Source organism: Alloalcanivorax balearicus MACL04 (genome assembly GCF_025532145.1).
Lineage (GTDB): Bacteria > Pseudomonadota > Gammaproteobacteria > Pseudomonadales > Alcanivoracaceae > Alloalcanivorax > Alloalcanivorax balearicus.
This window is the reverse complement of the sequence record NZ_ARXS01000024.1, coordinates 1-25013: the sequence shown is the minus strand read 5'-3', so window position 1 is coordinate 25013 and position 25013 is coordinate 1. Positions and strand designations below refer to the sequence as shown.

The window sequence follows — 25013 nt, the reverse complement described above, 5'->3', positions numbered from 1 at the left end:
CCACCAATCATAGCGGAAATACATGCTATACTGCGCCGCCGAACCCAGCCCAACGCCTGTTATTTCCTGATCAGGAGCCCCATGAGCAGTGACTCCCTTCGTCTGACCGTCCGGCAGCTCCAGTGCGAACGGGATGAGCGCGTGCTGTTCCGTGATCTGGCGTTCCAGGCCCGCGCCGGCGAGATCTGGCAGATTACCGGCGCCAACGGGGCGGGCAAGACCACTTTGTTGCGGATTCTGGTAGGGCTGCACGGTTTTTATGAAGGCCAGGTGCGCTGGCATTCGCCGCTGGCGCCGGATTTGCTCTATCTGGGGCATCAGCCCGGCGTGCGTGAAGAGTTGACCGCCCGTGAGAATCTGCGTTTCAGTGCCGCGCTGAACAACCAGCCGGGGGACGTGGACGCGGCCCTGGACGCGGTGGACCTGTACGGCTTCGAAGACGTGCCGGCGGCGCATCTCTCCGCCGGGCAGAAGCGCCGGGTGGCGCTGGCGCGGTTGTGGCTGGCGCCGAAAAAAGTGTGGGTGCTGGACGAGCCCTACACCGCCATCGACCAGAACGGCGTGGCGCGCCTGGACCAGCGCATACGCGATGCCGCCGGCGACGGCACTTTAGTGCTGTATACCTCCCACCACCGGGTCGGCGATGATGTGCGGCGGCTGCATCTGGGCGCGGAGGCGCCGGCATGAGCGGACCCTGGTGGGCGACCCTGCGCCGGGAACTGACCCTGATCTGGCGTTCCCCGGCGGATATGGTGCAGCCGCTGTTCTTTTTCATGGTGGTGGTCAGCCTGTTCCCGCTGGGGTTGTCGCCGAAGCCGGAATTGCTGGCGCTGGTGGCGCCGGGTGTGGTCTGGGTGGCGGCGCTGCTGGCGGTGATGCTGTCGCTGGACGGGCTGTTCCGCCGTGACCAGGAAAGCGGTGCCCTGGATCAGATGCTGACCGCGCCGGTGGTGTCGGTGCTGCCGGTGTCGGCCAAGCTGCTGGCGCATTGGCTGCTGACCGGCCTGCCGCTGGCGCTGATGGCACCGTTGCTGGGTTACATGATGCAGCTGCCGGTGCCGGCACTGGCGACGCTGACTTACAGTGTGCTGCTGGGAACGCCGACGCTGACGGTGATTGGCGCCATCGGCGCGGCGTTGACCGTGGGTCTGAATCGCGGCGGCATTCTGCTGGCGCTGCTGATTCTGCCGCTTTATGTTCCGGTGCTGGTGTTCGGCGCCGGTGTGGTGCGCGCCGCCGTGGACGGCTCTCCCACCCAGGGGTTGCTGGCGGTATTGGGCGCGTTGCTGGCGTTGGCGTTGAGTCTGGGGCCACTGGCGGTGGCGATGGGCCTGCGTATCAGCGCCGGGGACTGACCGCCGGGGCCGACGACAAAAAATAGAGTCGAAGTTATGTGGAACACTCTGAAACGCTGGTATCACCAATTGGGCTCGCCCCGCTACTTTTATCGGTTCGCCGATGTGGTGCTGCCGTGGCTGTGGCCGCTGGCGCTGATCATTCTGGCCATCGGTCTGGTATGGGGGCTGGCCTACGCGCCGGTGGAGCGTTACCAGGGTGACAGCTATCGCATCATCTATCTCCATGTTCCCGCTTCCAGCGGCGCCCTGATGGGCTACATCGCCATGGGCGTGGCCGGGCTGGTGTGCCTGGTCTGGCGGATGAAAATGGCCGAGGTGATGCTCAAGGCGCTGGCGCCGTTCGGTGCCGTGCTGGCGGCGGTGTCCCTGATCAGCGGCGCGATCTGGGGCAAGCCCACCTGGGGTACCTACTGGCAGTGGGACGCGCGCCTGACCTCGATGCTGATCCTGCTGTTCATGTATCTCGGCGTGATGGTGTTGCAGTCCGCCATTCGCGATCCCCGCCAGGCCGCCCGCGCCGCCTCGTTGCTGGCGCTGGTCGGGGTGATCAACGTGGTGATCGTGAAGTATTCGGTGGAGTGGCTGAACACCTTGCACCAGGGGGCGACGTTGAATCTGTTCAGCGAATCCTCCATCAACCCGGCCATGAAGTACCCGCTGCTGATCAGCATGCTGGGCATGTGGCTGCTGTACGCCGCCAATGTACTGATGCGGGCTCGGGCGGAAGTGCTGAGCCGGGAGCGTCGTAGCGGCTGGGTACGCAAACTGGTGGAGGGGCACTGATGTATTTCGACAGCTTCGCGGAATTTCTGGCCATGGGCCGGCACGGGCCCTATGTCTGGAGCGCTTACGGTATCTGTGCGCTGCTGATCGTGATCAATATGGTGCTGGCGGCGCGCAAGCTGGCGCGGGTGCGCCAGGACGTGGCTCGCCAGTGGCGACGGGAAACCCGGGAGGTTAAGCATGAATCCGGTTCGTAAACAGCGCCTGATCGTGGTGTTGGCGGTGTTTCTGGGGCTGGCCCTGGCCACTGCTTTGGCGGTGTACGCCCTGCGCCAGAACATCAATCTGTTTTTCACCCCGCAGCAGGTGGTCAGCGGTGAAGCGCCGGTGGGCACTAAAATGCGTGTGGGTGGTCTGGTTATGGAGGGATCGGTGGTACGCGACCCCGACACTCTGGACGTGACTTTCGATGTCACCGACGGCAAGGGCACCTTCACCGTCCATTACCAGGGCATCCTGCCGGACCTGTTCCGTGAAGGGCAGGGTATCGTCGCCAACGGCACGCTGGTGAGCCGGGAACGGTTCGAGGCGGAAGAAGTGCTCGCCAAACACGATGAGACCTACATGCCTCCGGAGGTTCAAGATGCCTTGGAAAAAGCAGGACACCCCGGCGCGCGGAAGGACGCCGCGGGCTCATAGCGATCTTCCCGCCATTCACGGCCGGCACTGGCTGGCCGGCCTGCTACTCGGTTTTGCCGCTCCCGTCATGGCCGAGTCCCTGCCGGTGGACAGCCTGACCCTGCCCGAGGGCTTCACCCTGACGGTGTTCGCCGACGATGTTCCCAACGCCCGGCAGCTGGCCCAGGCCGAGGACGGCACGGTGTTTGCCGGCTCCCGTGACGAGGGCAAGGTCTACGCGATCCGCGATGCCGATGGTGATGGCCGCGCCGAGCGCACCTGGGTGCTGGCGGAAGGGCTGAACATGCCCTCCGGGATCGCCTATCGCGACGGCACCCTCTACGTGGCGGCGGTGAACCGGATTCTGGCGCTGCCGGACATTCTCGATCATCTGGACGATCCGCCGGCATTGGAGCTGGTGACGGACCAATTTCCCTCCGATTCCCATCACGGCTGGAAGTATCTGGCGTTCGACCGAGAAGGGAAACTGATCGTGCCGGTGGGGGCACCGTGCAACATCTGCAACCGGGAAGAACCCTACGCCACCATCCAACGCTATGACCCGGACTCGGGGGAAATGACCACGGTGGCCCGCGGGGTGCGCAATTCGGTGGGGTTTGATTTCCATCCGCGCAGTGGGCAGCTGTGGTTCACCGACAACGGCCGCGACATGCTCGGCGACGAGATCCCGCCGGAAGAACTCAACCGGGTGCGCGAGGACGGTGAACACTTCGGCTATCCGTTTATCCACGGTGGCACGGTGCCGGATCCGGAGTTTGGCAAGGATCATGATCCCGGTGAATTCGCCATGCCGATGCAGACCATGCCGGCGCACCACGCGCCGCTGGGCATGACGTTCTATACCGGCGAGCAATTTCCCGAGGACTACCAGGGGGACATCTTCATCGCCGAGCACGGTTCCTGGAACCGCAGCACGCCGGCCGGGTACCGGGTCACCTGGGTCGGCGTGGAAGGCATCGACAAGGTTACCGGGTACCAGCCATTCATCAGCGGCTGGCTGCGTGGGGACGGCACCCGCTGGGGACGTCCGGCGGACGTCATGCAGGCCGCCGACGGCAGCCTGCTGATCGCCGACGATCACGCCGGCGCCATCTACCGCGTGGTCTATCAGGGCAACTGACCGGCTCGGACCGGGCATGGCGGTTTCTGTAGGAGCGGCCCACGAGCCGCGATATTCTTATGACGCCGGACGTCCGGCGTCTTTAGCCTTCTCAATGGAACCCCGATGAGCCAAGTCATTATCCTGGTGGACGATCCGGCGGATTGGGCGGCGTACTATCCCGCCCGCAATCTGCTGTCCGCCCGTGATTACCTGCAGGCTTCCGAGCCGGTCTGCACTGACAAGAAAGTGCAGGTGATCAATCTGTGCCGCAGCTACAAATATCTGTCCCCCGGCTACTACTGTTCGCTGCTGGCGGAGGCCCGTGGCCAGCGCGTCATGCCCTCGGTACGCACGGTCAACGACCTTAGCTACAAGGCGCTGTACGGCCTGCACTTCGAGCATTTCGAGTCGGCGCTGGACAAGGCGATGAAGAAGCAGGGCGGCGATGCCACCAAGGTGACGTTCAATATCTACTTCGGCCAAACCGAGCAGGAAGGGCTGGCGGAACTGGCGCGGCAGATCTTTGATCAGTTGCCGTGTCCGATTCTGCGGGTGTCGTTCCGGCGCCGGGAGCGGTGGACCCTGGAAGCGATCAAGACGCCGAGTCTGAAACAGGTCAAGGGCGCCCAGGAAGACGCCTTCGCCCGTGCCTTGGAGCAGTTCAATGCCCGTGTCTGGCGCAGCCCGCGCCGGCGCCGCGGTGAACGTTATGACCTGGCCATGCTGGTGAACGACGAGGAAGCCATGCCGCCGAGCAACCGCGCCGCTTTGAAGCGGTTCATGCAGGCCGGCCGGCAACTGGGCATCAAGGTGGAAATCGTCGGCCGTGACGCCTACGCCCGTCTGGGCGAATACGATGGCCTGTTCATTCGCGAAACCACCGCTATCGACCACCATACCTATCAGTTCGCCCGCAAGGCGGAGCAGGAAGGCATGGTGGTGATCGACGATCCGCGTTCGATTCTGCGCTGTACCAACAAGATTTATTTGGCGGAACTGATGCAGGCCAATGGCGTGCCGGTGCCGCCCACCGCCTTTGTGTTCAGCGACACCGCCGAACAGGTGGACAGCCTGATCGAGGAACTGGGGCTGCCGATGGTGCTGAAGATCCCGGACGGCAGTTTCTCCCGCGGCATTAGCAAGGTGGAGGACCGCGAGGCGCTGGGCAACGCCCTGCATGGCTATCTGAAACAATCCGCCGTGGTGCTGGCCCAGGCTTTTATGTACACCGATTACGACTGGCGCATCGGCGTGCTCAACAACCGGCCGCTGTTTGCCTGCCAGTACTTCATGAGCAAGGGGCATTGGCAGATTTATCATCACAAGGACGGCGGCAAAACCGCCTCCGGCAACGCGCGCACGGTACCGATCCGCGAAGTGCCGCCGAAGGTGCTGAGAGTGGCGCTCAAGGCCGCCCGGCTGATGGGCAACGGCCTGTACGGCGTGGACCTGAAGCAGTCCGGCGATCAGGTGGTGGTGATGGAGGTGAACGACAATCCCAACATTGATGCCGGCGTCGAGGACCTGTGGCTGGGCGAGGACCTGTACCGGCAGGTGATGCTGGAATTCCTGCGCCGCATGGAGGCGCGGCGGCTGGGGTTGCCGCTTTGAGCACCTGTTTGCACATTTTAGTGCCACTTGCCCGGTGAGGAGAGGCGGCGATGGGGGTCCCAGGACACTCGAAAAGCAGGGTCCTGGAACCCCCATCGCCGCCTCTCCACGAACTCTGAAACTGCTCGCTTCGAATCAACATTCAGGCTACGAGGCCGCTGTGGGAAGCTGCCTGGGCAGCGAATTGGCGCGGGGATTGAACGATCACGGTAAGGCTGAGCACCCAGCGTGCTAGCATGCTCTGGAAGCCCGCACCAAAAGGATTGGGAACAACGTGATACGTAAAGACGCGCTGCGCCGGGAGATGCAACAGTGGCTGGCCGAGGGGCTGATCGAGGAGGATCAGGCCCGGCGCATTCTGGCCCGTTATGGCACGGGGCTGGAAGCCAGTGGCGACTCCCTGGGGGCGCGAGTGCTGACCGCCTGTGCTCTGTTATTCATCGGTCTGGCGCTGCTGCTGGTGGTGTCCGCCCATTGGGACGGCCTGCCCAGGGGCGTGCGCTTCGCCGGTCTGCTGGCCCTCACCGTGGCCACCAACGGGGTAGGGTTGTGGCGCTGGGGGCGTCATGGCGAGGGGGGCGGCTGGCTGTTTCTCGGTGCGGTCTGCTATGGCGCTTCGATCATGCTGGTGGGGCAGATGTACCACCTCGGCGAGCATTTCCCCAACGGCGTGCTGTTGTGGATGATCGGCACGTTGCCGGTGGCCTTTTTCTCCCGGCGCCTGCTGGTGACACTGCTGCTGGTGGCGCTCACCGCCCTGTGGATGGTGATGGAAACCCCGTTCTCGCCACCCTGGGCTGGCATCGTGTTTCTCGGTGTGGCCGGCTGGCTGGCCTGGCGCCGCCATTCCAACGTGGTGATGCTGCCGGTGCTGGCGGCCCTGGTGTTGTGGCTCAACCTGATGTTGTCCTGGGTGTTCCATACCGATTTCGGGCCCCATTGGCGGGCCGGTCACCTGACCTTCAATCTCGCCCTGCTGGTTCTCGCCCAGGTGCTCTGCCAGCGGCTGGAGCGGCGTGAGGACTCGCGTTGGGCACCCTTGCCGTGGCTTGGGCGGTTGTCGCTGCTGGTGCTGTTGCCGCTGACGTTCGAGGACCTCTGGGAAAACTATCTGCACAGCCACTGGGGCTGGCTGGATCCGGGGTTGTGGGCGGCGCTACCGTTGCTGCTGGCGGCGATCGCCCTCAAGCCCCGTGGCATCCTGCCCTGGCTGGCGCTGGCCGGGGTGCTGCTGGCGCATGGCCTGGGCCGGCCGGAACAGAGCCTGTACTGGACCGTGGCGGCCAATCTGGTGGTCCTGCTGGTGGCCATGGCCTGGATACGCCAGGGATTGTTGCGCACCGACCAGCGCCGTTTCTTCGCCGGTCTGGGCACGGTGGCGGTATTGGCGATGTTGCGTTACCTCGATCTGATTGGTGATTACCTGGGCGGGGCTCTGTTGTTCCTGGTCATGGCCGGCATTCTCTACGCTGGCGCCCGCTACTGGCGCCAGCGCGATCCGGAGGTGGCTCATGACTAGGCGCTGGCGGTTGCGCGCCCTGGTGGCGGCGCTGGTGTTGCAGGTTCTGGTGCTGCTCGGCTTGTTGGGCTATGCGCAGTACCCGGTCTGGTTTGGCAACGAAGTGGTGCTGCGCACGGTGCCGGTGGATCCACGTGATTTGTTGCGCGGTAACTATGCCCGCCTGCGCTACGACATCAGTGAGGCGCCGATGCCGGAGGTGGGGGTGCCGCGGGTGGGGCGCGAGGTGTATGTGCAGTTGCGTCGGCAAGGCCGGGTATGGAAAGCGATGGAGACCCGTTACTCACCGCCGCCGGGTGATTTCATTCGCGGGCATATTCGTGCGGTACGGGTGGGGTCGGTAACCGTGGAATACGGCATCGAAGCCTATTTCGCGCCCAAGGAAAAGGCGCTGGAACTGGAGCGGCGGCTGCGCCAGGGTGGTCTGGCCCGGGTGCGTATCGCCGCCGATGGCCGCGCCGCCCTGGTGTCCGTGGAGGACACCGGGGAGGGCACGGGCGAAGGAGCTGGAGAGCAGCCCTGATCAGCCGCCGAGGACCTTGGTGAGGAAGCCGCTTTCCTTGGCGATGGTCTGGGTGAACGGCTCCAGAGCGTGCAGGCGTTCCTTGTGGGCGGCCAGGTTGGGATACCGATCGACCCCTTCACCGGCATGCTGGAAGTTCACCAACTGGCTGGCCACGGCGATGTCGGCGACGGTGAGCCGTTCGCCAACAAAGTAGGTCTTGCCTTCCAGCTCCCGATCCAGGTACTCGAGCAGCGGCGGCACCGCGCCCTGCAGCGCTTTCTGCGCCGCCACTTCATCCGCTTCCTTGCCCATCAGACGCCGTACCACCCGGTTAAAGAACACACCGAAGGTACAGTTGACGCCCAGTTCGTAGTCGCCGAATTTCTCGAACCACAGGGTGCGGGCGTACTCGTAGGGATCCTCCGGGTAGAGGGACGGCTCGGGGTGTTTTTTCTCCAGGAAGGCGCAGATTACCCCGGAATCGGCGAGAATCTGGCCGTCGTAATCCAGAGCGGGAATGCGCCCAAGTGGGTTGAGATCCCGATACCAGTCCGGTGCGTTGCGCGGGTCCACGTTGACAGCCTCATGTTCCAAGCCTTTGAGGGCCAGTACCACACGGGTTTTGCGCACGAACGGCGACAGCATGGCGCCATACAGTTTGATGGTCATTGGGATCTCCCGGTCTCTATTGTGATGTTGAGCCTGGTGCGGCCCACTCGAAAGCGGGCCGGCGGCAGGCGGATCTCAACCCGTGAATCCGACGGGCGGCTGGGGTAACAGGTATATAGCAGTGTCGCGGAAGGGTCAACAGGGGACCGCCCGGTCAGGCGAAAACCGTCGGAATCGCCGAGATTGAACGGATTATGAACGAACGGTGTCGACCGGGGGAATTTCTCCTTGACGCTGCCGGCCTGGATTCCTAGACTACGCGCCGCTTGACAGGGCAGTCCCGCAACGGGATTGGCCGACAAGTCCGGGTCCCCTTCGTCTAGTGGCCTAGGACACCGCCCTTTCACGGCGGTAACAGGGGTTCGACTCCCCTAGGGGACGCCACTATTTTCGTTCAGGCGAAGCAGTGACAAGCGGGAATAGCTCAGCTGGTAGAGCACAACCTTGCCAAGGTTGGGGCCGCGAGTTCGAATCTCGTTTCCCGCTCCAATTCTTTCCTGGATTCATAAAGCGTTGTCGCAGTTGCCTAGGTGACCCCAGCTTTTTTTGGTTGGGATCGCGAGCTGGTGCGCCAGCCCGGTCGAATCTCGTTTCCCGCTCCAATTTCCTTTAGATGACAAGTCTGAGCTTGCGATCGACCGCGAAATGGCCGCTACCGCGCACCGCAATATAGAGCGCAAGAAACCCCATCAATACCGGAAACTCTATACCGCGATCGATCCAGGGCCAGGTGGGACCGAGCGCGTAGCTGATACCCGCCATTTGCAACGTGATGATGAACGCGACCGGGCGAGCCCATAGTCCAATAGCCAGCATGAGGGCGCCAACGGTTTCAAGTAGCATGACCAAAAAGGCCAGCTGTGGTGCGAATGGCAAACCCATGACGTTCTGGATCAGGTTGACGGAGCCTGCCATCGGGTCAGCCATGGAGCCGTGAGATGTCCCCAGGGCTTTGGGAAGGCCGTGGGTGAACAGGACGGCGCCGAAGGCAAAACGCAGCATTGCGTACAGGACCGGTTCCGCACGCTCATAAAGCACGCCTAGCCGTGGAAACAACAGGCGCTCATAAGTTTTATTCGTTTCTTTGGAAGCAGTCTCGGATTGGGTTGGTGATGCGTAAAGTCCGGTGTTTGGACGTTGATCCGGCTCGGCACAACAAATGATTGGGATTCGTTTCATGTGAATCTCCTTCGCGGTCAATGCGCTGCGTTTCGCTGGATTTTCTTTTGTAGCGAAAACGCAGTAAAGGCGGCTGCCGCACCCAGCGTCGCGGCCAGAGCCAACATTCCGAACGCCATGACTGATGGGGGCTGGTGCGAGGCGAAGTACGCCACCAGGCCCAGGAAGAAACCAAGCAGATTGTTGAATACGGGCGCCTTGGCCAGGGACAGCGCAATTACGGTGACGGCGAACACCACCGCGCTGATGGCGTAGCTTCCCAGAACCGGTGTCAGAACCGCCATGACCTGGGCTGCGGCGATGCCCAAGGCGACGCCGATCAGCACGCAGGCCAGGTTGATGACTCCCTGTTTCAGGTTCAGTCCACGGGTGAAGAACGAAATCCAGCCGACAAACATGGCCCACACCGGGACTTCGAAAGCCATCACGCTCAGTGTGGCGGCCGATGATGCGATGACCGACTCGCCAATCACTATTTTCAGATGGTCAGACAGTGCGTTATTGGCCATTACGCACCTCCCGGGGCGCATAAACGGGGCACGGCGATATAGGTGACAGGGCGGCCACTGTGCGCAAAATCATGGAGCCCTTTGGTGGAGGCACCGGTGATCAAAATGGTGAGGTTCATAAGCTTGACTCCTGGCGGGTTGAAGCGGCGTACGCTCAGGCGAACCCGCCGTTGGCGCGCACGATTTGAGAATTGACCCAGCCCCCATCGGCGCCGACCAGGAACGACACCACGCGGGCAATGTCTTCGGGCTGTCCCAGACGCTCCAGGGGAGATGCCTTGCTGAGCTGGGCGATCTGTTCGTCGGTCTTGCCTTTGAGAAACAGTTCGGTGGCGACGGGACCGGGGGCGATCGCATTGACCGTAATGCCGCGGCCACGCAATTCATTGGCCAGCACATGAACCAAACCTTCGACACCGGCCTTAGCTGCTATGTAGGGGCCGTATTCAGGGAAGGCCTTGGCGATCACGCTGGTCGACAGCGCGAGAATTCGGCCACCGGCTTGCAATTTCTGAGCTGCCTGCCCCAGCACCAGGAAGGCACCGCGAAGATTGGTTTCAACAACGCGATCGAAAGTCTCGACACTCTCGGGACTGATGGGGGCCAGAGTCATCACACCAGCGCTATGGACGACGACACCGATGACACCGAAGGCACCCTGCGTCGTGGCAAAGAGTCGTTGTACGTCCGCCGCTTGGGATACATCCGCCCGCACGGCGACCGCTTCCCCACCCACCGCTTCGATGGCCGAGACGACTTCCTGAGCCCTGGCTGCATTGCCTGAGTAATTGACGGCGATTTTGAAGCCATCGGCGGCCAGGCGCAGTGCGATGGCGCGGCCGATGCCTCGGGAGGCGCCGGTAATAATGGCTGTCCGGACCGGCGGTGGTACGGCGGATAACTTGCTGGTACTCATGATGGTTTCCTTGATGTGCATGGTGATAGGCACTCGTCGATCCCGCGTGACGATATAGCGGGCGCTATGGAGTCGATGGTGCGGATTGAGCATTAATGAATAAATGAGGTTAAATTGGCTTCTTAATTCAAGAAGTATCAACAATTGGATTGGTATGGACCGCTTCGATGCTTTGCAGCTGTTCACTCGCATTGTGGAACTCGGCAGCTTCACCGAAGCCGCCAATGTGCTGAATATCCCGCGTGCCACGGCAACACATACGATCAAGGCGCTCGAGAAGCGGTTGGGGGCTCGCCTGCTGGATCGCACCACACGTCAGGTGAAACCGACCCTGGATGGACAGGCTTTCTACGAACGTAGCCGGCGCGTCCTGGCTGAACTGGAGGAGGCGGAAACGTGCCTGAGCACCCAGATAGCCAATCCCCACGGGACGTTACGGCTGGATCTCCATGGGGCGCATGCGACGATGATCATCCTGCCGCGTATCGGCGAGTTCAGGGCGCGTTATCCTCGAATTGATGTCGTTATCAGCAGTGGCGACCGCCTGGTAAGTCTGGTCAAAGAAGGTATTGACTGCGTGGTACGAGCTGGCCGGCCACGCGATTCGTCGCTGGTGGCCAGAAAGTTGGCGGACATGCCGGAGATCATCTGCGCCAGTCCGGAGTATCTGGCTCGATACGGCACTCCCGAACATCCGCGTGAATTGGTGCAGCACCAGGGGATCGGCTTTTTTTCCCGGGGCAATGACAGCCGTTATCCCTTCACCGTCATAGTGGACGGTAAGGTGGCTGAATTCGAAGCGAGTGGCTGGATTTCGGTGAGTGATGCAGAGTGTTACACGAGCGCGGCACTCGCCGGCTGCGGGCTGATTCAGGTGCCTCGTTTCCGGCTGGAAGAGCATCTGCGGGCCGGACGTCTAGTCCAAGTGCTGCCTGAATGGACCTGTCCCGCACTGCCCGTCAGTGCGCTCTACCCATTTCATCGGCAGCTTTCTCCCAGAGTGCGCGTATTCATCGATTGGGCTCGCGACATATATCGCGAAAAATTCGGTGAGACAGGGCATCCGGATAATAGTGAATAAGAATGTGATCCTGTCCATCGTGCTGTCCATACAGTAAAGAGGGGTAGTCGCCGTGCCAGTATCCCCTTGAATGAGGAGCCCTCAATGACAAGCCCCGAATTTTCTGGCGTTTTTCGCAAGCTGCGCGAACTTTTCGGATTGCGTGAAGAGAAGCCGCCGATTGTGGATCGTCCGACTGACCTCGAGTTGCCCTGGGCCCCGGGTGCGGAAAACACCATTCAGGATATGCTGGACAGCCTCGGCTTCCCCTGGCGGGCAAGCTGCCAGGAACTCATTGACCGCTTCGGCCTGGTTCGTCACCCCGCCTACGACTGGGAGCAAAGCCCGATCATGCCGTGCCCGTTGGCTCTCGACGGTTTGCTCTATCCCATGTCTCCGCAAATATTCAGGACACCGTCCCGTAACCAGGTTCCTCTGTGGTTCAGCGGGAATGTCTGGATCAAGAAGGACCCTCTTGCCAACCTTCGTCATGCGCACCGTCGGATCACTGAATTGCTGGGTCCGGCTCCAATCGGGGTACGCAACAATACGGTCTCCTCGATCTGGCGTGCCGGTCCGGCTCGTATTTCGCTGACCGTCTGGCCGCCAAAGCGCCAACCCTCGGAGTGGAACAGGAACATCCCGGCCCATGAACGGGACCGGCGGCTGGAAACCGCCTGCTCGATTTATATCGAGCCTGGCTATCGCCGCCCGATGAGTGTGCAGGAAAGAGAATGGCTCAGGCGTTTTACGCCTCTTGATGAGGTGCGCGGTGTGGTCCCGGCGTCAACGCTGGACGCATTGTGGGCCAGTGCCCCTGACGATTACAGCCAGGATTTTGTCTGCCTGCCGCCACTCGATCAGGACAACTTCCTGGGCCGGATCGGTTTGTCGTCGGAGCACGAAGCCTTGATTGTTTGTGCGAGGCAACTGCACATCATACCGGTCGAACGCATTGTTGCGCTCCGCCTGCAAAAGCTCCGACCCGCCAAGGGTGGAGGTGGAGCCTCCCTGAGTCTCATCTTTCAAACCTCGGCCGGCGCTGAGCGAGAGTCCGGCATCTCCGGTTCCTTCGGTGACATGGACGCACTGGATGATCTCGCTTCTCATCTCAGTAAAACCCTGAACCGTCCGCTGCGGATCCCGGAACCGCAATACGACTGCTGAGCGGTCCCGTCAGTTCCGGCCGCCACCGCTGTCCCCTGGCGTCGTCGTTGCCGGACTCACAGCGATAACGCGGCAAGGCAGGCAGGGGGCAACTGAAGCCCCTTTTCGCCTCTTCCTTCGGCAAATGCTTGGCCGAGCTCTTGTTGCAGGTCTGACCGGTTTTCAGGCTCCCTGTCGGTTCGACAATCGATATTTTGGGGTAATTGCGCAAGAACGATGGTCAGGCCGGATGGCCTGATTGAAAGAGACTCGATTTCCCGGCCCTCGGACATGAACCTCAAACGATAGGATCGACGGTTGTATTTGCTGAGGCTGGAGGTGATGAGCGCGCCATCGATGCTGGCAAGGGGCAAGGACCGGCTGGAGCGCCAGGACACGATATCAAGTCGATCGGCGTGAACCCGATAATGCGGCCGTAACGACCAGGCATAGAGCAGCACACAGAGGCATAGGAGACTGCCAAGAAGGACTCTGGCGCCTCGCGTGGTTGGACTGGCATCCAACAAGATGATCAGAGCAAGGCATCCGGCCAAAACCAGCGCGCCGAGCAAAGCGCACGTTGCCAGGGCCGCGGCAATCGGATTTTCAACGACGATGCCAGGGCCGCTGACATGCAGCGATGGAGATAACAGCCAATGAAGCCCGTAGCCGCCGATGAGTAAGACGGCACCGCTCAACAAAGCAACAAAGGGAAGGGTCGTCACCAGCCTGAAAGTGCCTGCCCGGCGAAGCTTTTCCCGCAGCGCTCGCACTTCGTGGGGTTTCAATCGATCGGGCACGCAGCACCCTCTATCCATGTCAGCAAGGAAGGTGTTTGCGATACTACTGTCGTCCGAATGGAGAGAAAAGGCGCATCTGGTCCGTGGAGCACGGGTGCCCCACCGTTTTGGAACAACCCGCTGGCGCGCCTACACGCTGATCGCTCTCCCGCCGAAGGGGCTACGAAGCTCCTGCAGCGGCCTTGTGATGCAGCGGTGCCGCCTGGGCCGTGAGGGCGCTCAACGCCAGCAGGCCGCCACCGAGCGCCTGGATGAGCATGGATTTGAGGGACATAAAGGATCTCCTGATTGAGTCAGGCCTTCATGGTAAGTTGCAATAAAGGATGCAAATACCCTGTAAGATGAACACCACTGTTGCGAATCTGGAAACAATATGGATCGACTCATCGCCGCCAGGGTGTTTGTCAGCATCGTTGAGCAGGGCAGTCTGTCCGCCGCCGCCCGCACGCTCGATCTTTCCCGGGCCCAAGTCACCCGTTATTTGGCACGAATGGAGCAATGGGCCGATGCCCGTCTGCTGCACCGCAGCACCCGGCGCCTGAGCCTCACCGCGGCGGGTGAAAGGGCGCTGAGCGGATGCCGGGAAATGCTGACACTGGCCGAGGACATCGAGACCCTGGGCGGCACCGACGGTGGTCAACCGCGCGGCCGACTGCGGGTGGCGTGCACGCCGTCGCTGGCCCAGGCGGCGCTGGGCAAGGCGTTGACCGGTTATCTGCAGGCCTATCGGCATACCGCCATTGATCTCCAGGTGGGGTATCACCCGGTGAATCTGGTGGAAGAACGCATTGATCTGGCGATCCGCATCACCAACCAACTGGATCCCAATCTGATCGCCCGCCGTCTGGCCAATTGCGCTTCGGTGGTGTGCGCGGCACCGTCCTATCTGGCCGCCCACGGCATGCCGGAGCGGGTGGAGGCGCTGGCCGACCACAACTGTTTGACCTATTCCTATTTCGGCAAAAGCCTTTGGCGTTTCCATCGCCATGGTCGCCATGGTGGTGAAGGCGATGGCGGCGAGGTGTCGGTGCCGGTGGAGGGCACCCTCAATGCGAACGACCCCATGGCGTTGCTGGAGGCCGCCAGCGAAGGGTTGGGGATCGCCCTGCAGCCGGTGTACGCGGCGGCGCCGCTGATCAAAAGCGGCCGCCTGGTGGCGCTGCTGCCGGACTGGCGCCCCGAGGATCTGGCTATTTCCGCGATTTACCGCTCACGGCGGCATATGCCGCCGGCGTTACGGGCGTTGTTGGATCATCTGGCGGAGTGGTTCGGTCAGGATCCACTGTGGCACTGAGAATCCAGCGCCCTGGACAATGTCATGACAGGTCCTCTCCATTGCTTCCGAATTGGACCGGGCCAAAAACATTCGCTTGCAAGCAAGCTTCCCACAGCGGCTTCGTAGGGCCTGTTAACTCTGTTTCCATGGTGTGTGGCGTAGTTATTCTACATGAACAGCGGTTGGCGCTGCTGCGGTTACCGTTTCAACCGGGCGGGGCCACTTCATGCAATAACACCCCCGGCGGAGGTGCAGAAAAGCCCCCCAGGCTCTAAGATGGTTCGGATAGTGAGGAAAAAGGCCCCAACCCCGACATGGCCCGACTACATCCGCGTTTATTGCACGCCCTTAATTTATTGCCGTCGGATCGGCCGGTGCATCTGTTGACCCGTCACTCGGTCCGGGAACTGGCCAAGAACGGGTTCGCGGATTACCGGCTGCCGTTGACGCCGGAAGGCATCGAGCTGGCTCGGGACTGGGGAGGGCAGTTGGCGCGCCCGGTGTCGGCGTTTTATTCCAGCCCGGTGGGACGTTGCGTGGACACCGCCAAGGCCATGGCCGAGGGCGCGCTGCGCGCTGGTTTGATTGACAGTCCCATGGACGTGCTCACCGATAACACTCTGGTGGAACCGGGGTGCTATGTGCAGGACATGAATCGGGTGGGACCCACCTTTCTGAAGATGGGCGCCATGCGATTCCTCAATCGCCATTTGCAGAATCCGTTCGAGGGCATGCTGTCGCCGGCGGATGGCTGTGCCAAGCTGGCCGGCTACTTGCGGGACCGGGAACCTGGCAGCGGTGAACTGGCGGTGCACGTGACCCATGACACCATTCTCGCGGTGCTGGTGGCGGAACTGGAAGGGCGGCGGTCCATCAACCAGGACGATTGGCCGTGGATGATGGAAGGCCTTTGGGTCTGGTTCCAGGACGGTGGCATGCACTGGGTGTGGCGTGGTGAGCGCGGCCACCGTCCGCTGCGTGCCTCCGCTTGATTTTGTCTTCGATTACCCCCATTAACTACCGTTCGCTACGCACCGATTGGTAAAGCACTCGGATTAAAACCGTTTTCCGCCCCAGACCGGAAAGAGAGGTGATTTTTTGTCGGCCTTGACCATTCGTAATCTGACCAAAACCTACGGCAACGGTGTCCAGGCGCTCAAGGGCATCGACCTGACCGTTGAAAAAGGCGAATTCTTCGCATTGCTGGGCCCCAATGGCGCCGGCAAATCCACCACCATCGGCATCGTCAGTTCTCTGGTGAACAAGAGCGGCGGAGAGGTCGAGATCTTCGGCCACTCGCTGGACCGGGAGCGGTCGCTGGCAAAAAAGAAGATCGGGGTGGTGCCGCAGGAATTCAATTTCAATCAATTCGAGAAAGTGTACGACATCGTCGTCACCCAGGCCGGGTTCTACGGCATCCCCATCGCCGAGGCCAAACGCCAGGCAGAGAAATATCTGCGACAGCTCGGGTTGTGGGAGAAACGCCAGTCCGCCGCGCGCATGCTCTCCGGTGGCATGAAGCGCCGTCTGATGATCGCCCGCGCACTGGTGCACGAACCGGAGCTGCTGATCCTGGATGAGCCCACCGCCGGCGTCGACATCGAATTACGCCGTTCCATGTGGGATTTCCTCATCGGTCTGAATGAGCAAGGGCGCACCATCATTCTCACCACCCATTATCTGGAAGAGGCGGAGTCGCTGTGCCGGCGCATCGCCATCATCGACCACGGGGTGATCGTCGAAAACACCGATATGAGATCCCTGCTGGAGAAGCTGCAGGTGGAGACCTTCGTGCTCGATCTGCAACGGCCGCTGCAAAGCGCGCCGGAATTGTGCGGCTTCCATGTGCGCCTGCGTGATGCCGCCACCCTGGAAGTGGATGTGCCGAAAACCGAGAGTCTCAATCGCCTGTTCGGTGCCCTGGCGGAACAGGACATTCAGGTGCTGAGTATGCGTAACAAAGCCAACCGGCTGGAGGAATTGTTCGTGCGACTGGTGGAACGCAACGCGGATCTTGCCGGCAAGGAGGCCGCCTCGTGAGTTTTACTGAACAGTGGGTGGCGTTTCTCACCCTGGTGACCAAGGAAATCCGGCGCTTCGTGCGCATCTGGCCGCAGACGTTGCTGCCGCCGGCGATCACCATGTCCCTGTATTTCGTCATCTTTGGCAACCTGGTGGGGAGCCGCATCGGTGATATGGGCGGCTTCGATTACATGCAGTACATCGTGCCCGGTCTGATCATGATGAGCGTAATCCAGAACAGCTACGGCAATGTGGTCAGTTCGTTCTTCTCCACCAAGTTCCAGCATTCCATCGAAGAGATGATGGTGTCGCCGATGCCGGCCCACGTCATTCTCACCGGTTACATGGTGGGCGGTATCGCGCGCGGCCTGATGGTCGGCGGTATCGTTACCGTGCTGAGTCTGTTCTTCACCCATCTGACCCTGCAGCATGCCTGGATCACGCTGTCAGTGGTGGTGATGACGGCGGCGTTGTTCTCCCTCGGTGGTTTCATCAACGCGGTGTTCGCCCGTAATTTCGATGACATCAGCATTATTCCCAATTTCGTGCTGACGCCACTGACCTATCTGGGCGGGGTGTTTTATTCATTGGAACTGCTGCCGGATTTCTGGCGTACGGTGACTCTGGCCAACCCCATCGTCTACATGGTCAACGCCTTCCGTTACGGTATTCTGGGGGTCAGCGACGTCAATGTGTACACGTCCCTGGGGACTATCGCGTTGTTCGTGCTGGGGTTCTATATCCTGGCCTTGTGGCTGCTGCACCGTGGCACCGGTATCCGCGCCTGAGACAAGACAATGAGTTATTTGCAAGACGCCCCACTGGGGCAAACAAGTGAGTACGTGGATCAATACGCACCGGAACTGCTGTATCCGGTACCCCGGGCACTGGCGCGGGAAAGCCTGGCGCTGACCGGCACCCTGCCGTTCCGGGGCGAGGATCTATGGACCGGCTATGAGCTGTCCTGGCTGGACCAGGGCGGCAAACCCCATGTGGCGCTGGTGGAAGTCCGGGTGCCGTGCACCTCGGACAGCATCATTGAGTCCAAATCGCTGAAGCTTTACCTGAACTCGTTCGCCAACAGCCGTTACGCCGACGCCGATTCCGTGTGGGAGATCATCACCGCTGACCTGGGCAAGGTGGCCGGAGAAGCTGTGACGGTGCGGATTCTGTCCCTCGAGGAAGCGGCGGCGCAACCGGTTTGGCATAGCGACGGGGTCTGTGTGGATGAGCTGGACTTGACCATCGACACCTTCGAGTACAGCCCGGCTTCGCTGACCACTACCACCGGTGAGATACACCAAGGCGAGCTCTACTCGCACCTGCTACGCAGCCATTGCCCGGTCACCAATCAGCCCGACTGGGGCACGGTGGTGGTGCGCTATGAAGGCGCGCCCATCGACCCCGAGGGTTTCCTGCGCTATGTGGTCTCCCTGCGTAACCACCAGGGCTTCCATGAGCAGATCGTCGAGCAGATGTTCGTCGACCTGCAACGCCAATGCGCCCCCGCCAAACTCTCCGTCCTCGGCCGCTTCACCCGCCGCGGCGGTCTCGACATCAACCCGTTCCGCAGCAACTTCGAAGCGGCGCCGGAGAACCGACGCACAATAAGACAGTGAATAGTGAAGAGTTAAAAGTGAACGGTTAAAAAAGAGGGCTTGCGTATCCGCAACCCTCACCCTTTCCTTCACTATTCACTATTCACTATTCACTATTCACTATTCACTATTCACTATTCACTGCTTTTCTCACGTTCCCAGCGGCCACCCCACCGCGATCCAGACGCCCAGCAGAATCGACCAGCCCAGCAGCAGGGTCAGGCTGTAGGGCAGCATTAGCGCGATCAGGGTGCCGACCCCGGTGTCCGCCTGGTAGCGGCGGGCGAAGCCCAGCACCAGGGCGAAATAGGGCATCAGCGGGGTGATGATGTTGGTGCTGGAGTCGCCCACGCGATAGGCGGCCTGGGTGGCTTCCGGATCGATACCGAGCAGCATCAGCATGGGAATGAACACCGGCGCCAGGATCGACCATTTGGCCGAGGCGCTGCCGATCAGCAGATTGATAGTGGTGCTCATCAACACGAACAGCAATAGCAGCAGCACGGTGGGTAAGGACAGCGTACCCAGCCAGGCGGCGCCGCGAATGGCGAGTACCAGACCCAACTGGCTGTAGTTGAACCAGGCCACGAACTGGGCGGCGAAGAACATCAGCACCAGATAACCGGCCATGGACGCCATGGCGGTTTCCATGGCGGTAATAACGTCACCGGCGGAGCGGAACGCCCCGCTGACGCGGCCATAGACCACGCCGCAGGCGGCGGCCACCAGGGCAATTAACACCACGATGCTGGACATGAACGGCGATTGCAGCAGAGCGCCGGTGTCCGCGTTACGCAGCGGCGCGTCCGCCGGCAATCCCAGCCAGGCGAGAAACGCCAGACCCGCCACCAGGGTGACCAGAGTCCAGATCGCCGCGCGCCGGTGCAGGTGCGGTTGTTCGTCCCGGACGCTCCCGTCCGCTTCGCCGGCGGCCAGCCGAGGCTCGACGAAGCGCACCGTCACCAGGGTCACCAGCGTGGTCACCAGCACCGTGGACACGATAATGAACCAGTAGTTGCCGGCGGCGCTGACGGTGCGCTGCGGATCGATGATGTGCGCCGCTTCGGTGGAAATCCCGGCCAGTACCGCGTCCACCGGGCCGAGCAGCAGGTTGGCGCTGTAACCGCCGGACACCGCGGCGAACGCGGTGGCGATGCCGGCCAGCGGAGAACGGCCGGCCAGTTGGAACAGCAAGCCGGCCAGCGGGATCAGCACCACGTAACCGGCATCGAAGGCGATACTGGACATAACCCCGGCGAACGCCACCGTGGCCACCAGCGTGCGATGGGAGGCCCGGCGTACCAGTGCCGCCAGACTGCCGCCCAGCAGCCCGGAATGCTCGGCGATACCCAGGCCGAGCATCGCCACCAGCACCACGCCCAGCGGCGCGAAACCGGTGAAGTTGCTGACCATGTGGCTGAACAAATAACGCAGCCCCTCACTGTCCAGCAGCGAGCGCACCACGATCTCCTTTTGTTCCTGAGGATGAAAGGCGTTGGCGCCGAGAGCGGACAGAATCGCACTCAGAGGCAGCATCAACACGCATAACCAAACGAACAGAAGGGTGGGGTGGGGCAGCCGGTTACCCAGCCGTTCCAGACGGCTCAACCAACCCGCCGATGCAGAAATCGCCATAGTCGCTCCCGGTGGTGCCCCTGTCCGCCGAAGTACTCAGAGACGAAGCTGTTCCTGTACCCGACGCGCCGCTCGCCCCATGAATTCCAGTACCCGGGGGCGTTCCCGATGATGCAGACGGCCGGAATCCAGATGCAGTACGAAGCCTTCCGCTTCGAAGTCCAGGGACACCGGTTTGTTGTCTTTCAAGTCCGTGGCCGAACGGGCCAATGTTCCGAGTATGCGTTTTTTGTCGAAATTGTGAATACGCTCGAGGTCGATATGCAGTGCAAAACCTTCGGTTTCGGCACTGACATAGCGGTTGCGGGCCCCGGCGTGGCGTTTCAGATCACGGGCTTCATAGACCGGAATCGGGCGGCTGAAGCCCTTGGCGCTGATGTCACCGACGCTGCGGCATTGAATGCGGTCCTGCACCAGTTCATGGGTGGACTCGGAAATCAGCACCTGGCCCGGGCGGCAGGCGGACTCCAGCCGGCTGGCCAGATTCACATCGGTGCCGAGAATGGTGTAGTCCATGCGGCTGTCGGTGCCGAAGTTGCCGACCGTGACATAGCCGGTATTGATGCCGATACGGATCTCCAGCGGCTGCTCGATGCCCTCGTGCTTCCAGCGCTGGCGCAGCAGACGCATATGGCGCTGCATCTCGATGGCCATGGCCACGCAGCGGAAGGCGTCCTCCTGGGCGCCCTCGCTTTTGGGGTCGCCGAAGAACACCATCACCGCGTCGCCGATGAACTTGTCGATGGTGCCGCCGTGACGCAGGGCAATACGGGTCATTTCACTCAGATAGGTATTGAGCATGGCGGTCAGGGTGTCCAGCGGCAGCTCTTCGGAAATCGCGCTGAAGCCCTTGATGTCCGAGAAGAACACGGTGAGGCGCTTGCGCCGGGTTTCCAGTTTGGCGTCCCTTTTGCCGGTGAACAGAGAGCCCCAGATTTGCGGAGGCAGATATTTGGCCAGCTTGCGTGACATATTCAGGGCTTGCCGCTGCTGCTCGCGCACCTGCTGCTGGGCCAGACGCAGATAGCGGGTCTGCCGTTGCGCGAAAAAAGCGCTGGCGCCCATGTACACCGCCAGACCCAACAGGGCGAGGACGATCAGGGACAACGGAGCCTGTGGCACCGGCTCAAAGGTGGGATCAAGCAGATAGAACAGGGCGCCGCCGGCGCTCGCTCCCAGCGCGGTCATCGCCACGCTGCCGAGCCAGGGGCGCCAGCCGCCGTGGCTCATGGCGTTGGCATGAACAATGGCCAGCAGCGCCAGACTGGGCACCACCGCGAACCACAGGCAGGCACAGGCGAAGCCGATGCACAGAGCGTCCGCCTGCAATAGCGTCTGTGACAACGTGGCCGCCGCCACACCGCGTTTTTCCGCCACCATCACCAGTAACTGGATCAGTAACGGGTAGGCCAGCAGCGGCGCCACCGCCCAGAGCAGCGAGAACGGATAAACCTGTAATCCGATCCCGGCCCCGAGCATGCCACTGGCCACCAGAAACGCCAGGATCCGGGTCAGATGGGTTTGCCGGCGGGTCTGTTCCTTCAGATCCAGGTACTGGCGCGAGGACAGGGCAGTGTCAGCCATGGACGGTGACGGCCCCGATGGGAAGGAAAGAAAACGCCGCGAGGGCGTCGGTGGCACGGCGCATGATCGACTCCTTGTCCTGAGGGTAACAGACGAGCTTATTAGAAAGTTTTATAAGAAAAAAGGATGATTTTCGTCAACAGGCGATCTCGCTCTGTTGTCGTATCCGCTGGAGGCAAAAAGGGCACCCGGCAGGCGCGATGCAAGTAGTGTGAACAGGCCCTACAATAGCGCTCTCATATCGAAAGGAGATTGCATGGATACCCTCACCGCCTTGACCACGCGGGTGTCAGTGCCGCGGCTCACCGACCCCGGCCCCAGCGATGAACAGATCGATTTGCTGCTGCGGGCCGCGATCCGGGCGCCGGATCACGGCATGCTGCGGCCCTGGCGATTCATCGTGCTGCGCGGTGACCAGCGGGAGCGGTTGGCGGACATCATGGAACAGCACGCCGCCGAATCCTTTGCCGAAGCGGACTCGTGCACCCTTTCCAATGCCCGCAATAAAGCATTGCGGGCCCCGGCGGTGATCGTGGTGGCGGCGGAGGTCACCGAAAGCCACAAGGTACCGGTGTGGGAACAGGTACTGGCGGCCGGCGCCGCCGCTCAGAACATCATGCTCGCCGCCCATGCGTTGGGCATTGGCGCCATGTGGCGTACCGGCGCCATCGCCGAGGACGCAGCGGTGAAACGGCGCCTGGGCTTCGCCGACAAGGACCAGGTGGTAGCGTTCATTTACCTGGGCACGCCGGCCGGCGCACTCAAGACCTTGCCGGACGAAACGCCGGATCGGTATGTGCGGGAGTTGCCCGATGACTGATCTCACGGCCCTGGCCGGAAAGGTTCGCGAGGCGATCCCGCTGACCCGCCATCTGGCCTTCGAGTACCTGGACTTCAATGGCGAGCGGCTGCGGTTGCGGGCACCACTGGAGCCCAACCACAACGACAAGGGCACCTTCTTCGCCGGCAGCCAGGCGGCGCTGGTGACTCTGGCCGGTTGGTCGCTGACCTCGGTGCTGGCCGAGCAGATCCTGCCAGACCAGGCCGTGGACGTGGTGGCGGTCACCTCTTCGCTGGACTATCTGCTGCCGCTCGACGTCGATATGGTGATCACCGCCGAATCCGAAGCCGCTGACCGGGAACGTTTCCGCGAACGGCTGCAACGGCGCGGCAAGGCCTCGCTGCGCATTATGGCGCGGGCGGACAATGAACAGGGCCAGCCGGTCTGCCAGTATCAGGGCACCTTTCTTGCCCGGATACTGAAACCATGACCCTGGATACTTCCGCGTTGCTCTATCTGCTCGGCTTCGGTAGCTGGGCTTTATTCCTGCTCTTTGCTCTGGTTGCCGGCCGCGGGTTACAAGTGGTGTCCGGCCGCCGACGTGCCGATGCCTTCCCGCCATATCACTATGAGCCGGCGGAATTCCTCAGCCGTCTCTCGCGCGCCTATCAGAACACCCTGGAACTGCTCGGCGTGGTGATCGTTATCGCCGGTGCGGCGATGGCGGTTGGCAACGACCTGGCCGGTCAGCTCTTGCCCTGGATTCTCGCCGCCCGTATCGGTCAGAGCCTGATTCATCTGATCGGGGTGAATCACTGGCTGGTGCAGATCCGCTTCGCCTTTTTACTGGTGCAGATGGTGCTGCTGGCCTGGCTGGCGCTGGACACCTTCCCGGTCCTCTGTGATCTGATTAAACCCTGAGCAGTCGCCTCCCCGAACCCTTGCCTAACCCGCGCCCCTCCGGTACTCTACGCGCCCTCAGCCTACGGGCTGGGACGACAACGAGTTTCCCCGGTGAGGTGTCCGAGTGGCCGAAGGAGCACGCCTGGAAAGTGTGTATACGGAAACGTATCGAGGGTTCGAATCCCTCCCTCACCGCCAAATAAAAAGCCCCGCTTAACGCGGGGTTTTTTGTTTGGCGGTCGTGGGCGGCCTTGATGAGCCCCCTCCGGTTCGACCAGCCGGCCTTGGCCGGCGCAGGACGTCGCCCTTGGGCGACGGGGCGAAGCCCCGAGCGTCAGCGAGTCAATCCCTCCCTCACCGCCAAATAGAAAGCCCTGATTTTTCAGGGCTTTTTTCATTTTGTGTCGATCATTGGGGCAAAATTGGGGCAGAATCGTCGTTTCCCAGTCCGCCGCCGGACGCCCTAAACCCCATCATCTCCGAAACCATCCCCGCCATGCTCCGAGTGTCATCAGGAATCCATCGGCCGTAGTGCCGCTTGATCATCTTCGTGTCGGAATGTCCCAGCTGACGGGCCACCCATTTCAGCGGCACTTAGCTTGAAAGCAACTGGCTCGCGAACGTATGGCGGCGGGCCGCTGAGCAGGCCGCTCCGTCCGGGGCTGCGGCAGGGACAATAGTGTTCGGTCGCGCGGTGGGATCGTCGGCGGCGCTGGATGGATTGGGGACATGGGCGGCCCGAACATTGGGCGCAGGAGCAACAACCGCAGGGACGATGTTCAGCGCGGTCGTCATCGGGGCGCTGATCCCGCAGCGGATGGGTGATGGCACACTCACCGAGGAACAGCTGCAGTCCATGGGGCGCGCGCCTTTTGTGCGTAAGGACGATGCTGTCGGGAAACGAGAGAAGTACGAAATTCATCATCGCCACCCCATATCGGAAGGTGGTCAAGTATATGACATGGATAATATGGGCGTAGTGACACCCAAGTCCCATATCGGTACACATAGGTGATCTATGAAAGGTCTGAAAGCCAGCTATTCTGACTATACCGAGTCTGAATTTCTCGAACTGATACGGGTCATTTTTTACTCAGACACGGAGACGGAAGAGGAACATCTGGAACTGGTTGATCATTTTGTAAGTGTCACTGGCCATCCTGCCGGGACAGATGTCATCTTCTATCCCGAACCGGAAGTAGAGGATTCACCGGAAGGGATTCTTGGAGAAGTGAAGAGATGGCGCACTGAGCAGGGGTTGCCTGGTTTCAAGAATTAAAGACTCTTAAAGCGCCGGCGCGTAGTCGCAGACAGTAAGTCGCTGGCTGTGGGGGAGGGCTGCGGCGGTGTAAGCCAGGGATTATTTGACGTTCCTGTCAAACAGGGCCCCGGAAGGCCTCCGTGCAGACCCGTTTCGA

28 protein-coding genes and 3 tRNA genes are annotated in these 25013 nt (G+C 61.6%); 24 read left to right on the top strand and 7 right to left on the bottom strand.

Features of this window, described 5'->3' with window-relative positions:
- The first annotated feature begins 81 nt into the window (after window positions 1–81).
- From ccmA to MA04_RS17040, 9 genes are all read left to right on the top strand, one after another.
- A complete protein-coding gene (gene ccmA / locus MA04_RS17080) occupies window positions 82–687 on the top strand; it encodes a cytochrome c biogenesis heme-transporting ATPase CcmA (protein ID WP_262461753.1) in 606 nt (201 codons plus the stop codon).
- Window positions 684–1355, top strand: coding sequence for a heme exporter protein CcmB (ccmB, locus tag MA04_RS17075; RefSeq protein ID WP_022993974.1), 672 nt, complete (start codon window positions 684–686; stop codon window positions 1353–1355). Before ccmA ends, ccmB begins: the two co-directional genes overlap by 4 nt.
- A 36-nt stretch (window positions 1356–1391) precedes the next feature.
- A complete protein-coding gene (ccmC, locus tag MA04_RS17070) occupies window positions 1392–2141 on the top strand; it encodes a heme ABC transporter permease CcmC (protein WP_014993929.1) in 750 nt (249 codons plus the stop codon).
- A complete protein-coding gene (gene ccmD / locus MA04_RS17065; RefSeq protein ID WP_022993976.1) occupies window positions 2141–2338 on the top strand; it encodes a heme exporter protein CcmD in 198 nt (65 codons plus the stop codon). The genes ccmC and ccmD overlap by 1 nt, the downstream gene beginning before the upstream one ends.
- Window positions 2322–2780 (top strand): cytochrome c maturation protein CcmE, encoded by a 459-nt coding sequence (ccmE, locus tag MA04_RS17060; RefSeq protein WP_063140130.1) that lies wholly within the window; start codon window positions 2322–2324, stop codon window positions 2778–2780. Before ccmD ends, ccmE begins: the two co-directional genes overlap by 17 nt.
- Window positions 2725–3900 carry a PQQ-dependent sugar dehydrogenase gene (locus tag MA04_RS17055; RefSeq protein ID WP_262461749.1) on the top strand — a complete coding sequence of 392 codons (1176 nt, stop codon included), beginning with the start codon at window positions 2725–2727 and terminating at the stop codon, window positions 3898–3900. The genes ccmE and MA04_RS17055 overlap by 56 nt, the downstream gene beginning before the upstream one ends.
- 105 nt (window positions 3901–4005) lie before the next feature.
- A complete protein-coding gene (locus MA04_RS17050; RefSeq protein WP_262461747.1) occupies window positions 4006–5493 on the top strand; it encodes a RimK family protein in 1488 nt (495 codons plus the stop codon).
- A 274-nt stretch (window positions 5494–5767) separates the two neighbouring features.
- The gene (locus MA04_RS17045; protein WP_262461745.1) at window positions 5768–7012 is read left to right on the top strand and encodes a DUF2157 domain-containing protein; all 1245 of its coding nucleotides are present in this window, start codon (window positions 5768–5770) and stop codon (window positions 7010–7012) included.
- On the top strand, window positions 7005–7535 hold the full coding sequence (locus tag MA04_RS17040) for a GDYXXLXY domain-containing protein (RefSeq protein ID WP_163121524.1): 531 nt from the start codon (window positions 7005–7007) through the stop codon (window positions 7533–7535). The genes MA04_RS17045 and MA04_RS17040 overlap by 8 nt, the downstream gene beginning before the upstream one ends.
- On the opposite strand, the gene MA04_RS17035 is transcribed toward MA04_RS17040, so the two are convergent.
- The gene (locus MA04_RS17035) at window positions 7536–8186 is read right to left on the bottom strand and encodes a glutathione S-transferase family protein (RefSeq protein ID WP_262461743.1); all 651 of its coding nucleotides are present in this window, start codon (window positions 8184–8186) and stop codon (window positions 7536–7538) included.
- Window positions 8187–8494: 308 nt separating this feature from the next.
- On the opposite strand from MA04_RS17035, the gene MA04_RS17030 reads away from it, so the two are divergent.
- Window positions 8495–8570: transfer RNA gene (locus tag MA04_RS17030), tRNA-Glu, on the top strand.
- Between the two features lie 29 nt (window positions 8571–8599).
- A tRNA-Gly gene (locus MA04_RS17025) sits at window positions 8600–8675 on the top strand.
- Between the two features lie 120 nt (window positions 8676–8795).
- Here the strand turns inward: MA04_RS17025 and MA04_RS17020 are convergent.
- The 3 genes from MA04_RS17020 to MA04_RS17010 all read right to left on the bottom strand — a co-directional run bounded on the left by MA04_RS17020 (window position 8796) and on the right by MA04_RS17010 (window position 10811).
- The gene (locus MA04_RS17020) at window positions 8796–9365 is read right to left on the bottom strand and encodes a DoxX family protein (RefSeq protein ID WP_233918070.1); all 570 of its coding nucleotides are present in this window, start codon (window positions 9363–9365) and stop codon (window positions 8796–8798) included.
- A gap of 17 nt (window positions 9366–9382) precedes the next feature.
- Window positions 9383–9874, bottom strand: coding sequence for a DUF1097 domain-containing protein (locus MA04_RS17015; protein ID WP_262461741.1), 492 nt, complete (start codon window positions 9872–9874; stop codon window positions 9383–9385).
- Between the two features lie 154 nt (window positions 9875–10028).
- Window positions 10029–10811, bottom strand: a complete 783-nt coding sequence (locus tag MA04_RS17010) for an SDR family oxidoreductase (RefSeq protein ID WP_262461740.1) — start codon at window positions 10809–10811, stop codon at window positions 10029–10031.
- A 133-nt stretch (window positions 10812–10944) separates the two neighbouring features.
- On the opposite strand from MA04_RS17010, the gene MA04_RS17005 reads away from it, so the two are divergent.
- Complete coding sequence (locus MA04_RS17005) at window positions 10945–11871, top strand: LysR family transcriptional regulator (protein WP_262461738.1); 927 nt, start codon at window positions 10945–10947, stop codon at window positions 11869–11871.
- Between the two features lie 84 nt (window positions 11872–11955).
- Entirely contained in the window at window positions 11956–13017 is a 1062-nt protein-coding gene (locus tag MA04_RS17000; protein WP_262461737.1) for a hypothetical protein, read from the top strand.
- 56 nt (window positions 13018–13073) lie between these two features.
- On the opposite strand, the gene MA04_RS16995 is transcribed toward MA04_RS17000, so the two are convergent.
- On the bottom strand, window positions 13074–13796 hold the full coding sequence (locus MA04_RS16995; protein WP_163121518.1) for a hypothetical protein: 723 nt from the start codon (window positions 13794–13796) through the stop codon (window positions 13074–13076).
- 373 nt (window positions 13797–14169) lie between these two features.
- On the opposite strand from MA04_RS16995, the gene MA04_RS16990 reads away from it, so the two are divergent.
- The 5 genes from MA04_RS16990 (at window position 14170) to queF (ending at window position 18713) form a co-directional block, all read left to right on the top strand.
- Window positions 14170–15090: a LysR family transcriptional regulator gene (locus tag MA04_RS16990; RefSeq protein ID WP_163121516.1), complete on the top strand. Its 921-nt coding sequence runs from the start codon at window positions 14170–14172 to the stop codon at window positions 15088–15090.
- A gap of 356 nt (window positions 15091–15446) precedes the next feature.
- A complete protein-coding gene (locus MA04_RS16985) occupies window positions 15447–16064 on the top strand; it encodes a histidine phosphatase family protein (RefSeq protein WP_262461735.1) in 618 nt (205 codons plus the stop codon).
- Window positions 16065–16170: 106 nt separating this feature from the next.
- Entirely contained in the window at window positions 16171–17112 is a 942-nt protein-coding gene (locus MA04_RS16980) for an ABC transporter ATP-binding protein (protein WP_163121512.1), read from the top strand.
- Window positions 17109–17882 (top strand): ABC transporter permease, encoded by a 774-nt coding sequence (locus MA04_RS16975; protein WP_014993947.1) that lies wholly within the window; start codon window positions 17109–17111, stop codon window positions 17880–17882. The genes MA04_RS16980 and MA04_RS16975 overlap by 4 nt, the downstream gene beginning before the upstream one ends.
- A gap of 9 nt (window positions 17883–17891) precedes the next feature.
- Entirely contained in the window at window positions 17892–18713 is an 822-nt protein-coding gene (gene queF / locus MA04_RS16970) for an NADPH-dependent 7-cyano-7-deazaguanine reductase QueF (protein WP_163121510.1), read from the top strand.
- Window positions 18714–18842: 129 nt separating this feature from the next.
- On the opposite strand, the gene MA04_RS16965 is transcribed toward queF, so the two are convergent.
- Entirely contained in the window at window positions 18843–20327 is a 1485-nt protein-coding gene (locus MA04_RS16965; protein ID WP_205475324.1) for an AbgT family transporter, read from the bottom strand.
- A gap of 36 nt (window positions 20328–20363) precedes the next feature.
- Window positions 20364–21911: an adenylate/guanylate cyclase domain-containing protein gene (locus MA04_RS16960; RefSeq protein ID WP_163121508.1), complete on the bottom strand. Its 1548-nt coding sequence runs from the start codon at window positions 21909–21911 to the stop codon at window positions 20364–20366.
- A gap of 256 nt (window positions 21912–22167) precedes the next feature.
- Here MA04_RS16960 and MA04_RS16955 point away from each other — a divergent pair, with 256 nt between their 5' ends.
- The 6 genes from MA04_RS16955 to MA04_RS16930 all read left to right on the top strand — a co-directional run bounded on the left by MA04_RS16955 (window position 22168) and on the right by MA04_RS16930 (window position 24874).
- On the top strand, window positions 22168–22731 hold the full coding sequence (locus tag MA04_RS16955; protein ID WP_080530716.1) for a nitroreductase family protein: 564 nt from the start codon (window positions 22168–22170) through the stop codon (window positions 22729–22731).
- Window positions 22724–23182 carry a thioesterase domain-containing protein gene (locus MA04_RS16950; protein WP_262461733.1) on the top strand — a complete coding sequence of 153 codons (459 nt, stop codon included), beginning with the start codon at window positions 22724–22726 and terminating at the stop codon, window positions 23180–23182. Before MA04_RS16955 ends, MA04_RS16950 begins: the two co-directional genes overlap by 8 nt.
- Window positions 23179–23613, top strand: coding sequence for an MAPEG family protein (locus MA04_RS16945; protein ID WP_116028043.1), 435 nt, complete (start codon window positions 23179–23181; stop codon window positions 23611–23613). Before MA04_RS16950 ends, MA04_RS16945 begins: the two co-directional genes overlap by 4 nt.
- Before the next feature lie 92 nt (window positions 23614–23705).
- Window positions 23706–23793 (top strand) — tRNA-Ser (locus tag MA04_RS16940).
- A 577-nt stretch (window positions 23794–24370) separates the two neighbouring features.
- On the top strand, window positions 24371–24610 hold the full coding sequence (locus MA04_RS16935; protein ID WP_262461730.1) for a hypothetical protein: 240 nt from the start codon (window positions 24371–24373) through the stop codon (window positions 24608–24610).
- A 3-nt stretch (window positions 24611–24613) separates the two neighbouring features.
- A complete protein-coding gene (locus MA04_RS16930; RefSeq protein ID WP_163121504.1) occupies window positions 24614–24874 on the top strand; it encodes a bacteriocin immunity protein in 261 nt (86 codons plus the stop codon).
- Window positions 24875–25013: the final 139 nt, after the last annotated feature.